At 60.7% G+C, this 12,806-nt stretch carries 10 protein-coding genes; 6 read left to right on the forward strand and 4 right to left on the reverse strand.

All coding sequences use genetic code 11. The features are described from left to right. Positions 1 to 49 precede the first annotated feature (49 nt). The 4 genes from EJD88_RS15495 to gatC all read right to left on the reverse strand — a co-directional run bounded on the left by EJD88_RS15495 (position 50) and on the right by gatC (position 3,730). A complete protein-coding gene (locus tag EJD88_RS15495; RefSeq protein WP_099587103.1) occupies positions 50 to 421 on the reverse strand; it encodes a septal ring lytic transglycosylase RlpA family protein in 372 nt (123 codons plus the stop codon). 97 nt (positions 422 to 518) lie between these two features. After that, positions 519 to 1,964 carry an Asp-tRNA(Asn)/Glu-tRNA(Gln) amidotransferase subunit GatB gene (gene gatB / locus EJD88_RS15500; protein WP_099587104.1) on the reverse strand — a complete coding sequence of 482 codons (1,446 nt, stop codon included), beginning with the start codon at positions 1,962 to 1,964 and terminating at the stop codon, positions 519 to 521. 10 nt (positions 1,965 to 1,974) lie between these two features. Further along, the gene (gatA, locus tag EJD88_RS15505; RefSeq protein ID WP_158878403.1) at positions 1,975 to 3,426 is read right to left on the reverse strand and encodes an Asp-tRNA(Asn)/Glu-tRNA(Gln) amidotransferase subunit GatA; all 1,452 of its coding nucleotides are present in this window, start codon (positions 3,424 to 3,426) and stop codon (positions 1,975 to 1,977) included. A 16-nt stretch (positions 3,427 to 3,442) separates the two neighbouring features. Beyond that, the gene (gene gatC, locus EJD88_RS15510; RefSeq protein WP_003188556.1) at positions 3,443 to 3,730 is read right to left on the reverse strand and encodes an Asp-tRNA(Asn)/Glu-tRNA(Gln) amidotransferase subunit GatC; all 288 of its coding nucleotides are present in this window, start codon (positions 3,728 to 3,730) and stop codon (positions 3,443 to 3,445) included. A gap of 210 nt (positions 3,731 to 3,940) precedes the next feature. On the opposite strand from gatC, the gene mreB reads away from it, so the two are divergent. The 6 genes from mreB to EJD88_RS15540 all read left to right on the forward strand — a co-directional run bounded on the left by mreB (position 3,941) and on the right by EJD88_RS15540 (position 12,755). Beyond that, positions 3,941 to 4,978: a rod shape-determining protein MreB gene (gene mreB, locus EJD88_RS15515; protein WP_002555108.1), complete on the forward strand. Its 1,038-nt coding sequence runs from the start codon at positions 3,941 to 3,943 to the stop codon at positions 4,976 to 4,978. A gap of 138 nt (positions 4,979 to 5,116) precedes the next feature. Beyond that, on the forward strand, positions 5,117 to 6,199 hold the full coding sequence (mreC, locus tag EJD88_RS15520; RefSeq protein ID WP_158878419.1) for a rod shape-determining protein MreC: 1,083 nt from the start codon (positions 5,117 to 5,119) through the stop codon (positions 6,197 to 6,199). Continuing rightward, entirely contained in the window at positions 6,199 to 6,687 is a 489-nt protein-coding gene (mreD, locus tag EJD88_RS15525) for a rod shape-determining protein MreD (RefSeq protein WP_099587107.1), read from the forward strand. The genes mreC and mreD overlap by 1 nt, the downstream gene beginning before the upstream one ends. Before the next feature lie 51 nt (positions 6,688 to 6,738). Further along, entirely contained in the window at positions 6,739 to 7,335 is a 597-nt protein-coding gene (locus EJD88_RS15530; protein WP_158878404.1) for a nucleoside triphosphate pyrophosphatase, read from the forward strand. A 70-nt stretch (positions 7,336 to 7,405) separates the two neighbouring features. After that, positions 7,406 to 8,863, forward strand: a complete 1,458-nt coding sequence (gene rng / locus EJD88_RS15535; RefSeq protein WP_099587109.1) for a ribonuclease G — start codon at positions 7,406 to 7,408, stop codon at positions 8,861 to 8,863. A gap of 76 nt (positions 8,864 to 8,939) precedes the next feature. Continuing rightward, complete coding sequence (locus EJD88_RS15540) at positions 8,940 to 12,755, forward strand: YhdP family protein (protein ID WP_158878405.1); 3,816 nt, start codon at positions 8,940 to 8,942, stop codon at positions 12,753 to 12,755. Positions 12,756 to 12,806: the final 51 nt, after the last annotated feature.

Raw genomic sequence — 12,806 nt, forward strand, 5'->3', positions numbered from 1 at the left:
CTCCAGGGCGACAGGGTGGATAATCCAAAAATGGTCAGAGCCCTCCTGGTTAGTTGCTCATGGCCTGCACGCGAACCCGCGCAGTACCGCTGCGCAGCATGCCGAGTTGCTCGGCGGCTTCGCGGGAAAGATCGATCAGGCGCCCACGGGTATGCGGGCCGCGATCATTGATGCGGACCACGACGGAGTTGTCGTTGTCGAGATTGGTGACCTTGACTCGGGTGCCGAACGGCAGTTGCCGGTGGGCGGCGGTCAGGGCGTTCTGGTTGAAAGGTTCACCGCTGGCGGTTTTCTTGCCATGGTGCCGGGCGCCGTAATAGGAAGCGGTGCCGGTTTCGTCGTAGCCGTTGGGATTGATGAGGCCGCTGGCGCAACCGGTCAACAGGGAGAACAGGGCTAAAAGGCCAAGTAAACGGGTCATTCAAGGTATCCCCATTATCAAATGTGGGAGGGGGCTTGCCCCCTCCCACAGGAGGTCCGAGCCGAGCATGAAATCTGGCTTGGCCCCTTCACCGCTGTCAGCCTTCGAGCTTGCTTTTCAGCAGTTCGTTCACCTGTTGGGGGTTGGCCTTGCCTTTGGAGGCTTTCATGGCCTGGCCGACAAAGAAGCCGAACATTTTGCCGCGCTTGGCTTCGTCTGCCGCGCGGTATTGTTCGACCTGCTCGGCGTTGGCCGCCAGCATCTCATCCAGTACCGCCGAGATGGCGCCGCTGTCGGTGACCTGCTTGAGACCGCGTTTCTCGATGATCTCGTCAGCATTGCCTTCGCCCGCGGCCATCGCTTCAAACACAGTCTTCGCAATCTTGCCGGAGATGGTGTTGTCCTTGATGCGCAGCAGCATGCCGCCCAGCTGTTCGGCGGTCACTGGGGCTTCGTCGATTTCCAGGCCCTGCTTGTTCAGCAGGCTGCCCAGTTCAACCATGACCCAGTTGGCCGCCAGCTTGGCGTCGCCGGCAATGCTCACGACTTTTTCGAAGTAGTCGGCTTGCTCGCGGCTGGATGCCAATACGCTGGCGTCGTAGACCGATAGGCCGAACTGCTCTTGGAAGCGCTCGCGTTTTTGCGGCGGCAATTCCGGCAGGGTGGCGCGGATGTCATCCAGGAACGAGTCCTCGATGACCACCGGCAACAGGTCCGGGTCGGGGAAGTAACGGTAGTCGTTGGCTTCCTCCTTGCTGCGCATGGCGCGGGTTTCGTCTTTGTTCGGGTCGTAGAGGCGGGTCTGCTGGATCACCTTGCCGCCGTCTTCGATCAGTTCGATCTGGCGACGCACTTCGGTGTTGATCGCCTTCTCGATGAAACGGAACGAGTTGACGTTCTTGATCTCGCAGCGGGTACCGTACTCGGCCTGGCCTTTTGGCCGCACCGACACGTTGCAGTCGCAACGCAGCGAGCCTTCGGCCATGTTGCCGTCGCAGATGCCCAGGTAGCGCACCAGTGCGTGGATGGTCTTGACGTAGGCCACGGCTTCCTTGGCACTGCGCATGTCCGGCTCGGACACGATCTCCAGCAGCGGCGTGCCGGCGCGGTTCAGGTCGATGCCGGTGGCACCGTTGAACTCTTCATGCAGGCTTTTGCCGGCGTCTTCTTCCAGGTGGGCGCGGGTGACGCCGACACGTTTGATGGTGCCGTCTTCCAGCGGGATGTCCAGGTAGCCCTTGCCAACGATCGGCAATTCCATCTGGCTGATCTGGTAGCCCTTGGGCAGGTCCGGGTAGAAGTAGTTCTTGCGCGCAAACACGTTGTGCTGGCCGATCTCGGCGTCAATCGCCAGGCCGAACATCACCGCCATGCGCACCGCTTCCTGGTTCAGCACCGGCAAAACGCCGGGCATGCCCAGGTCGACCAGGCTGGCCTGGGTGTTGGGCTCGGAGCCGAACGTGGTGGCGCTACCGGAGAAAATCTTCGATTGGGTGGCGAGCTGGGTATGAATCTCCAGCCCGATCACAACTTCCCATTGCATAGTGTTCTCCTCAGAAGCCGGTAGGGGTGCGAGTGTGCCAGTCGGTGTTCAACTGGTACTGGTGCGCCACATTGAGCAGGCGGCCTTCCTGGAAATACGGTGCGAGCAATTGCACGCCCACCGGCAGGCCATCGACGAAACCGGCCGGCATGGACAAGCCCGGCAAGCCCGCGAGGTTGGCGGTGATGGTGTAGAGGTCTTCCAGGTACTCGGCAATCGGGTCGCCGGTCTTGGCGCCGATCTTCCAGGCCGGGTTCGGCGTGGTTGGACCGAGGATCACGTCGACTTCTTCAAAGGCCGCCATGAAGTCGTTCTTGATCAGGCGACGGATCTTTTGCGCCTTGAGGTAGTACGCGTCGTAATAACCCGCCGACAAGGCGTAGGCACCGACCATGATCCGGCGTTGTACTTCGGCACCGAAGCCTTCGCCACGGGAGCGTTTGTAGAGGTCGGTGAGGTCTTTCGGGTTTTCGCAGCGGTAGCCAAAACGCACGCCGTCGAAACGCGACAGGTTGGAGGAGGCTTCTGCCGGCGCGATCACGTAGTAGGCAGGAATCGCGTGCTGGTTGTTCGGCAGGCTGATTTCCTTGATCACGGCGCCCAGGCCTTCCAGCGTCTTGATGCTGTTGTGCACCAACTCGGCGATGCGCGGGTCGAGACCGGCGCTGAAGTATTCCTTCGGCACGCCGATGCGCAGGCCTTTGAGCGAGGTGTTCAGGCTGGCGCTGTAGTCCGGCACGGGCTCATCGATGCTGGTTGAGTCCTGTGGATCAAAGCCAGCCATGCCTTGTAACAATATTGCGCAGTCTTCAGCGGTGCGGGCCAGCGGGCCGCCCTGATCGAGGCTGGATGCGTAGGCGATCATGCCCCAGCGGGAAACGCGACCGTAGGTCGGCTTCAACCCGGTGAGGTTGGTGAAGGCAGCCGGTTGGCGAATGGAGCCGCCGGTGTCGGTGGCCGTGGCGGCCGGCAGGAAGCGCGCGGCGACGGCAGCAGCCGAACCGCCGGACGAACCGCCTGGCACGTGTTCCAGGTTCCACGGGTTTTTTACCGCGCCGTAGTAGCTCGACTCGTTGGCCGAACCCATGGCGAATTCGTCCATGTTGGTCTTGCCCAGGGTCACGGCCCCGGCGGCAGCCAGCTTGGACACCACGGTGGCGTCGTAGGGCGCTTTAAAGTTGTCGAGCATCTTCGAGCCGCAGCTGGTGCGTATGCCCAGGGTGCAGAACAGGTCTTTGTGGGCGATTGGAGCGCCCAGCAGTGCGCCGTTTTCACCGTTGGCGCGACGTACGTCGGCGGCCTTGGCCTGGCTCAGGGCCAGTTCTTCGGTGAGGCTGATGAAGCTGTTGACCTTGGGATCCAGCGCAGTAATACGCGCCAGCAGGGTCTTGGTCAGCTCTTCGGAGGAAAACGTTTTGTCGGCGAGACCGCGGGCGATCTCGGCCAGAGTCATGTGATGCATGAAAGGCTCTTTCCCTTTAGTCGATGACTTTCGGAACCAGGTACAGGCCGTTTTCGACCGCTGGTGCGATGGACTGGTAGGCCTCGCGATTATTGCGCTCGGTCACGACGTCTGCGCGCAGGCGCTGGCTGGCTTCCAGCGGGTGAGCCAGGGGCTCGATGCCGTCGGTGTTCACGGCCTGCATTTGGTCAACCAGCCCGAGAATGCTGTTCAGGGCTGCGGTGGTCTGTGGAAGATCGGCGTCATTGAGGCCAAGCGAGGCCAGATGCGCGATTTTTTCCACGTCGGAGCGTTCAAGCGCCATGGGAATCTCCAGTGGAAAACAGAACGGAGGCTGTCCGTGTGTTAGATTGTCGGAACACTACCGCATTTCTACGGTCATATGGCCGCGATTGTGGGGGTTGGTGCACAGAAAGTCGGCCAATTTAGCACATTGGCGCCTTGCCCAAAATCCCTGTCGTTGTTAGAGTTTGCCGCACTTTTTTACCCACGCGTTGCCTAGGGTCCTTTCCCCATGTTCAAGAAACTGCGTGGCATGTTTTCCAGCGATCTTTCCATTGACCTGGGCACTGCCAACACCCTTATTTACGTGCGCGAGCGCGGTATCGTTCTGAATGAGCCATCGGTTGTGGCCATTCGGACCCATGGTAATCAGAAAAGTGTCGTTGCCGTCGGCACCGAGGCCAAGCGCATGCTCGGCCGTACACCAGGCAATATTGCCGCCATTCGTCCGATGAAGGACGGCGTGATTGCCGACTTCAGTGTCTGCGAGAAGATGCTGCAGTACTTCATCAACAAGGTTCACGAAAACAGTTTCCTGCAGCCCAGCCCTCGTGTGCTGATCTGCGTTCCATGCAAGTCCACCCAGGTTGAGCGTCGTGCCATCCGTGAATCGGCCCTTGGCGCCGGTGCCCGTGAAGTGTTCCTGATCGAAGAGCCAATGGCTGCTGCGATCGGTGCCGGCCTGCCGGTTGAAGAAGCCCGCGGTTCGATGGTGGTGGATATCGGTGGTGGTACTACCGAGATCGCCCTGATTTCCCTGAACGGTGTGGTGTACGCAGAATCCGTGCGCGTGGGCGGCGACCGCTTCGACGAAGCGATCATCACGTATGTGCGTCGTAACTACGGCAGCCTGATCGGCGAATCCACCGCCGAACGCATCAAGCAGGAAATCGGTACCGCTTACCCAGGCGGCGAAGTGCGCGAAGTCGATGTTCGCGGTCGCAACCTGGCCGAAGGCGTTCCACGTGCCTTCACCCTGAACTCCAATGAAGTGCTGGAGGCTCTGCAAGAGTCCCTGGCCACCATCGTTCAGGCTGTGAAGAGCGCCCTGGAGCAATCGCCGCCGGAGCTGGCTTCCGATATCGCCGAGCGTGGCCTGGTACTGACCGGTGGTGGCGCCTTGCTGCGCGACCTCGACAAGTTGCTGGCCCAGGAAACCGGCCTGCCGGTGATCGTCGCCGAAGACCCGCTGACCTGCGTTGCGCGTGGCGGTGGTCGTGCACTGGAAATGATGGATAAACACACCATGGACCTGCTTTCCAGCGAATAAGATCGTTGGTTACTCCATGTTTCGCCCGCAGGCAGCACTTTGCAGTGCTGCCTGTTGGCGTTTATCTTCTTCAATCTGCATCCAGGCCGGTTAGATGCCGTATGAATAAAGAGAACATTTGCCTGGGAGGAGCGGCTTATTAAACCGCTTTTCGCCAAAGGCCCCTCATTGGGCGTGCGCTTACTGGTGCTGGTCGTGCTTTCGGTCGCGTTGATGGTGGTCGACGCCCGCTTCTCACTGCTCAAGCCGGTGCGTAGCCAGATGTCGCTGGTGTTGATGCAGACATACTGGGTCACCGATCTGCCGCAACGGCTCTACCAGGGGGTGGCCAGCCAATTCGGCAGCCGCACCGAACTCGTCGCCGAAAACGAAAAACTCAAGACCGAAAACCTGCTGTTGCAGGGGCGCATGCAAAAGCTCGCGGCCCTCACCGAGCAGAACGTTCGGCTGCGCGAGCTGCTCAACTCTTCGGCACTGGTCAACGAAAAGGTCGAAGTGGCCGAGTTGATCGGCATGGACCCGAATCCCTTTACCCACCGCATCATCATCAACAAGGGTGAGCGCGACGGTGTGGTCCTCGGTCAGCCGGTACTGGATGCCCGTGGCCTGATGGGGCAGGTAGTCGAGCTGATGCCCTACACCTCGCGGGTGCTGCTGCTGACGGACACGACCCACAGCATTCCGGTGCAGGTCAACCGTAACGGCTTGCGTGCGATTGCCAGCGGCACCGGCAACCCTGAGCGCCTGGAATTGCGTCACGTCGCCGACACGGCCGACATCAAGGAAGGTGACCTGCTGGTCAGCTCCGGCCTGGGTCAGCGGTTCCCGGCGGGTTACCCGGTGGCGACGGTCAAGGAAGTGATCCACGATTCCGGCCAGCCTTTCGCCATTGTGCGCGCCGTGCCCACTGCCGCCCTGAACCGCAGCCGCTATCTACTGCTGGTGTTCAGCGACAACCGCACGCCGGAAGAGCGTGCCAACGACGCCGCCCAGGCTCAGGAAGCGGAAGACAAGAAGAACGGCACTGCGCCGGTGATTCCTGCGACCGTACCCAAGCCCGCAGTAGCGACTCCTGTTGCTCCGGTGGTCACTCCGGCCAAACCAGCGGCCCATAGTGCAACGCCGGTGAAGCCGACAGCGGCGAAACCACCCGCCACCACGACGCCTGCTGTGAGGCCTGCGGCCGCAGCCCCGGCCACCACGCGGCAGAGGGAGGAATAATGGCCGGTACTCATTCGAGCAATGGCTGGATCGTCTGGCTGACATTCGCTGTCGGACTGCTGCTCAGCGTTTCCCCGCTGCCCCAATTCATGGAAATCCTGCGACCGCTCTGGCTGGCCTTGCTGCTGGCCTTCTGGTCGCTGAACCTGCCGCATAAAGTGGGTATGGTCACGGCCATGTTCCTGGGGTTGGCGGAAGATGTGCTGTATGGCACCTTGCTGGGCCAGAACGCGTTGATCCTGACCCTGATCACCTTCCTGGTGCTGTCGTTGCAGCAGCGTTTGCGCATGTTCCCGATGTGGCAGCAGTGCCTGGTGATCCTGGTAATCTTCGGCCTGGCGCAGTTGGTGCAACTGTGGCTCAGCGCCTTGACCGGTAACCGTCAGCCAACCCTGGCGCTGGTATTACCAGCCCTGGTCAGTGCGCTCTTGTGGCCCTGGATCAGCTTCGGTCTGCGTGGGTTGAGTCGGCGCTATAAAATCAATTGAATGGATTGCGAGGCTCTGCCTGGTTATCGAACCCCACAGGGAGAGACTGCAATGAATTCGCTTTATCTGGCCTCGGGCTCCCCAAGACGGCGTGAACTGCTGACCCAGATCGGTGTGCCCTTTACCGTGGTCAGCGCGGCTATCGATGAAACTCCTCTTACCAATGAATCGGCTGTTGCCTACGTCGAGCGTCTTGCGCGCGGCAAGGCGGCGGCGGGATTTTCTGCGCTTGAGCATTCGCCGGGCGCTTGTGTGTTGGGCGCTGACACGGCAGTGATCGTGGACGGTCAGATCCTCGGCAAGCCGGTTGACCAGGCCGATGCCCTGGCGATGTTGATGGCCTTGGCGAAACGTGAGCATGAAGTGCTCACCGCTATTGCCCTTACCGACGGCCAGCGCTGTGAAACCCAATGTGTAAGCAGTCGTGTACGTTTTCGCGCGATTTCTGTCGAAGAAGCGACAACCTACTGGCACAGCGGCGAACCCCGGGACAAGGCGGGCGGCTATGCTATTCAAGGGCTTGGCTCGGTGTTTGTCGCCGGTCTCAATGGCAGCTATTCCGCCGTTGTAGGGCTGCCGGTGTGCGAAACCGCGCAACTGCTTGCCCGATTCGGCATACCCTGTTGGCAAAACCTTACCGTGCGCTAAACGCCTTGCACCAGCGCCCAGCCTTAAGCGACCGGCCACTATTGTGAAAACGCCTGAACGAGACCCAGCCATGAGTGAAGAGATTCTGATCAATATCACGCCGATGGAATCGCGCGTGGCGGTGGTAGAGAACGGTGTTCTGCAAGAAGTGCACGTCGAGCGCACCCAAAAGCGCGGGATCGTGGGCAATATCTATAAAGGCAAAGTCGTGCGGGTATTGCCGGGGATGCAGGCGGCATTCGTCGACATCGGCCTGGACCGCGCTGCGTTTATCCATGCTTCGGAAATTTCCCTGCGCGAAGGGCCGACGGTAGAAAGCATCAGCGCCCTGGTGCATGAAGGGCAGAGCCTGGTGGTGCAAGTCACCAAGGACCCCATCGGTTCCAAAGGCGCACGCCTGACCACCCAGTTGTCGATTCCGTCGCGTTACCTGGTGTATATGCCGCGTACCGCCCACGTCGGCATTTCCCTGAAAATCGAAGATGAAGCGGAACGCGAACGTCTGAAAAAGGTGGTCAGCGACTGCGTGGCCGCCGAAGGCATCAAGGAGGCCGGCGGTTTCATCCTGCGTACTGCCGCTGAAGGCGCGGGTGCTGATGAAATCCTGATGGACATCCGTTACCTGCGGCGCCTGTGGGACCAGATCGGCGCGCAGATCAAGACCATCGGCGCGCCAAGTGTCATCTATGAGGACCTGGGCCTGGCCCTGCGCACATTGCGCGATCTGGTCAGCCCCAAGATCGAGAAAATCCGCATCGACTCGCGGGAAACCTTCCAGCGAACCACGCAATTTGTGGCCGAGCTGATGCCGGAAATTGCCGACCGCCTGGAACACTACCCCGGCGAGCGGCCGATCTTCGACCTGTATGGCGTCGAAGACGAAATCCAGAAAGCCCTGGAACGCAAGGTGCCGCTCAAGTCCGGCGGCTATCTGGTGGTAGACCCGGCGGAAGCCATGACCACCATCGACGTCAACACGGGCGCTTTCGTTGGTCATCGCAACCTCGAAGAGACAATCTTCAAGACCAACCTCGAAGCGGCCACCGCGATTGCGCGCCAACTGCGCCTGCGCAACCTGGGCGGCATCATCATCATCGACTTCATCGATATGGAAGACGAAGATCACCAGCGCCAGGTGCTGCGCACCCTGGAAAAACAACTGGAGCGCGATCACGCCAAGACCAACATCATCGGTATAACCGAGCTGGGCCTGGTGCAGATGACCCGCAAGCGCACCCGCGAAAGCCTGGAGCAGGTGCTGTGCGAGCCGTGCAGCAGTTGCCAGGGTCGCGGTAAGTTGAAGACCCCCGAAACGGTTTGCTACGAGATTTTCCGGGAAATCTTACGGGAGGCACGGGCTTATCAGGCTGAAGGTTATAGAGTCCTCGCCAACCAGAAAGTGGTCGATCGCCTGCTGGACGAAGAGTCCGGTAACGTTGCCGAGCTGGAGGGGTTTATCGGCCGCACGATCCGTTTCCAGGTTGAAACCATGTATTCCCAGGAACAATACGACGTGGTGCTGCTCTGATCCCCATTCGCTTTCTTTCTTCGAGACGGGCAGACCTTGATCTGCCGTCCGCCTACTGCCTTGAGGGTCGCCTGACATGGAGCGTCTGATACGCTTTTTTGCCGCTTTGACCCGTTGGGGCCTGGGCCTCTGTGCCTTGCTGCTGGTATTGGCTGCGGTGTATGTGAGCCTGGGTCGTGAATTGACCCCGCTGGTGGCTGAATACCGCGCCGAAGTCGAAGCCAAGGCCCAGGCGGCGGTGGGCATGCCACTGCACATCGGCAGCCTTGAAGGGCGCTGGAGCGGTTTCGCACCGGTGCTGCTGGCCCATGATGTGATGGTCGGCGAGGGCAGCAGTGCCTTGCGCCTGGATCAGGTCGAGGTGGTGCCGGCTATCTGGGACAGCCTGATGGCGCGTGAGGTGCGTCTTTCGCACCTGCAGGTCAGTGGCCTGCAACTGAGCGCCAAGGAAGACAAGGACGGCCATTGGGTGCTTCAGGGCCTGCCGGTGCAGGACGATCAGCCGCTGGATCCGCAGCAGTTACTCAAGCGCATGCAGATGGTCAAGCGCGTGTCCTTGCTCGACAGCCAGGTCACCTTGCAACCGTTCGATCAGGCACCGGTCACATTGACCTACGTGGGCCTGAGCTTGCACACCGGCATCACCCGTCAACGCCTGGACGCACGCCTGACCTTGCCGGACGGCCAGCCCCTGGCGCTCAGCCTGCGCAGCCGCATTCGTGCCAGTCAATGGAAGGACGCTGAGATTCAGGCCTACCTCAGCCTGCCGCAGAGCGACTGGGCCAAGTGGATCCCGGCCAGGCTGACCCAGCAGTGGACACTTTCGCAGTTCAAGGCCGGCGGTGAGTTCTGGCTGAACTGGAGCAAAGGCACTGTGCAAAATGCGGTGGTACGTCTCAACTCGCCACAGCTGAAGGGCCGCTACGCCGAGCGCAAGCCGGTGCACATCGAAAACCTTGCCCTCACGGCTTACCTGCAACGCAGTGATACCGGCCTTAAGGTGCTGTTTGATTCGCTGGCGATGAGCCTGGGCGAAACCCGTTGGGAGTCGCGCCTGCAATTGCAGCAGACCCTGGCCACCGACAAGGCGCAGGAAGTCTGGAAGCTGCAGGCGGACCGCCTCGACCTGACCCCGATCACGCCGTTGCTCAACGCCCTGGCGCCGCTGCCCGAAGGTTTCGCCAAGACCCTCGAACATCTGAAGGCCACCGGCCTGCTACGTAATGTGCTGGTGGATTTTCGCCCTGAGGACACCACCGATCAAAAAGTCAGTTTTGCCGCCAACCTTGAGCGGGTCGGCTTCGACGCCTATTTCGGCGCACCGGCGGCGCGAAACGTGTCCGGCAGCATCAGCGGGGACCTTGGCGGTGGCGAGTTGCGCATGGACAGCAAGGATTTTTCCCTGCACCTCGATCCAATCTTCGCCAAGCCCTGGCAGTACCTTCAGGCCAATGCGCGCCTGACCTGGAAGCTGGACAAAGAAGGCTTCACCCTGATCGCCCCGTACATCAAGGTGCTGGGAGAAGAGGGCAAGATCGCTGCGGACTTCCTGATCCGCCTGCATTTCGACCACAGCCAGGAAGACTATATGGACCTGCGGGTTGGCATGGTCGACGGCGATGGGCGTTTCACTGCCAAGTACCTGCCAGCGGTGTTGAGCCCAGCCCTGGATGAGTGGTTGCGCACGGCGATTCTCAAGGGCGCGGTGGATCAAGGTTTCTTCCAGTACCAGGGTTCGCTGAACCACGACGCGTTGCCGGCTGCGCGCAACATCAGCCTGTTCTTCAAGGTGCATGACGCCGAATTGGCGTTCCAGCCAGGCTGGCCCCATGTGAGCAAGGTCAAGGGTGAGGTGTTTGTCGAAGAGACCGGCGTGCGCATCCTGGCCAGCAAGGGTCAGTTGCTGGATACCAAAGTCAATGACATCTACGTCAATATTCCCCACGCACCGTCCGGCAAGGAAAGCCATCTGCTGCTCACGGGTGGTTTTGCCGGCGGCTTGGGTGATGGGCTGAAGATTCTCCAGGAAGCGCCGATTGGCACTGGTTCCACCTTCGCGGGCTGGAAAGGCGAAGGTGACCTGCAAGGCAAATTGGACTTGGACGTTCCGCTGGCCAAAGGCATCGAGCCCAAGATCGTGGTGGATTTCCAGACCGACAATGCGCGCCTGCAACTGGCTGAGCCGACCCTTGACCTGACCCAGCTCAAGGGCAACTTCCGCTTCGACAGTGCCAAGGGCCTGAGTGGCGAGAAAATCACGGCCCAGGCGTTTGATCGGCCGATCACTGCGCAGATTTTTGCCGACGGCAAACCGGGCAATATCAGCACCCGTGTCGCCGCCAGGGGGCAGGTGACGGTCAAGCGGTTGACGGATTGGTTGAAAATCAGCCAGCCGTTGCCGGTGTCCGGCGATATCCCGTACCAGTTGCAACTCAACCTGGACGGTGCCGACAGCCAACTAATGGTCAGCTCCAACCTCAAGGGCGTTGCAGTGGACCTGCCGGCGCCGTTCGGCATGCCAGCCAGCCAGGGGCGTGACAGCGTGTTCCGCATGACCTTGCAGGGCGCCGAGCGCCGCTACTGGTTTGATTACGGCGAGCTGGCCAATTTCACCTTTGCCGCGCCGCCGGACAAATTCAATGATGGCCGTGGCGAGTTGTTCCTCGGCGATGGCGACGCCGTGCTGCCCGCCGCCAAGGGCTTGCGTATTCGTGGGGTGCTCTCGGAGCTGGACATCGACCCATGGAAAAAACTGGTCAACCGGTATGCCGGCAACGACCCGGGTGGCAGTGCAAAGCAACTGCTCAGCGGTGCCGACTTCAAGATAGGCAAACTCACCGGTTTGGGCACTCAGTTCGATCAGGTCAGTCTGCAGTTGGACCGAAAACCCGCCGCCTGGGGCATGCAGTTCGACAGCCAGCAGGCCAAGGGCAGCGTCAGCTTGCCGGATGCCAAGGGCGCGCCGATTGCAGTCAACCTGCAATACGTAAAATTACCCGCGGTGGACCCGACGGTGCAGGCTGATGAAAACGCGCCGGACCCGTTGGCCAGCGTTGATCCAAAAGACATTCCGGCGCTGGATATCGCCATTGCGCAACTGTTCCAGGGGCCCGATCTGGTGGGTGCATGGTCGCTGAAAATCCGTCCAACCACCAAAGGCCTGGCTTTCAGCGATCTGGACCTGGGCCTGAAGGGCATGCAGCTCAAGGGCGCCGGCGGATGGGAAGGCGCTGCGGGGACCAGCAGCAGTTGGTACAAAGGCCGTCTGGACGGCAAGAACATCGCCGATGTGCTCAAGGGCTGGGGATATGCGCCCACGGTCACCAGCGAAGACTTCCATCTGGATGTGGACGGACGTTGGCCGGGTTCGCCGGCTTGGGTCGGGCCGAAGCGCTTTTCCGGTAGCCTGGATGCAGCGTTTCGCAAAGGCCAGTTTGTTGAAGTGGAAGGGGGTGCCCGGGCGCTGCGCGTGTTCGGCCTGCTCAACTTCAACTCCATCGGGCGCCGCCTGCGGTTGGATTTCTCCGATCTGCTCGGCAAGGGGTTGAGTTACGACCGGGTCAAAGGCCTGCTGGCAGCGAGCGATGGTGTGTTCGTCACTCGTGAGCCGATCACGCTGACCGGGCCGTCGAGCAACCTGGAACTCAACGGTACTTTGGACCTGGTGGCTGATCGCGTCGATGCCAAGCTGTTGGTGACATTGCCGGTGACCAACAACCTGCCGATCGCAGCGCTGATCGTCGGCGCGCCCGCCATTGGCGGGGCGTTGTTCCTGATCGACAAGCTGATCGGTGACCGTGTCTCGCGTTTTGCCAGCGTCCAATACAAGGTGGAAGGGCCGTGGAAGGATCCAAAAATCACCTTCGACAAGCCATTTGAAAAACCAAACTGAGAGCCTGCGGAGTAGCATGGGGCTCTCTTTTTTTTGGTGAATGTCCATACG

Origin of the sequence: Pseudomonas sp. PB105 (assembly GCF_009764655.1) — a bacterium.
In the GTDB taxonomy this organism is placed as follows: Bacteria; Pseudomonadota; Gammaproteobacteria; order Pseudomonadales; family Pseudomonadaceae; genus Aquipseudomonas; species Aquipseudomonas cyclaminis.

What these genes read in the sequence shown, in the direction of transcription:
- EJD88_RS15495 (WP_099587103.1), bottom strand. Translation starts at nt 421, where the DNA reads ATGACCCGTTTACTTGGCCTTTTAGCCCTGTTCTCCCTGTTGACCGGT.
- gatB (WP_099587104.1), bottom strand. Translation starts at nt 1,964, where the DNA reads ATGCAATGGGAAGTTGTGATCGGGCTGGAGATTCATACCCAGCTCGCC.
- gatA (WP_158878403.1), bottom strand. Translation starts at nt 3,426, where the DNA reads ATGCATCACATGACTCTGGCCGAGATCGCCCGCGGTCTCGCCGACAAA.
- gatC (WP_003188556.1), bottom strand. Translation starts at nt 3,730, where the DNA reads ATGGCGCTTGAACGCTCCGACGTGGAAAAAATCGCGCATCTGGCCTCG.
- mreB (WP_002555108.1), top strand. Translation starts at nt 3,941, where the DNA reads ATGTTCAAGAAACTGCGTGGCATGTTTTCCAGCGATCTTTCCATTGAC.
- mreD (WP_099587107.1), top strand. Translation starts at nt 6,199, where the DNA reads ATGGCCGGTACTCATTCGAGCAATGGCTGGATCGTCTGGCTGACATTC.
- EJD88_RS15530 (WP_158878404.1), top strand. Translation starts at nt 6,739, where the DNA reads ATGAATTCGCTTTATCTGGCCTCGGGCTCCCCAAGACGGCGTGAACTG.
- rng (WP_099587109.1), top strand. Translation starts at nt 7,406, where the DNA reads ATGAGTGAAGAGATTCTGATCAATATCACGCCGATGGAATCGCGCGTG.
- EJD88_RS15540 (WP_158878405.1), top strand. Translation starts at nt 8,940, where the DNA reads ATGGAGCGTCTGATACGCTTTTTTGCCGCTTTGACCCGTTGGGGCCTG.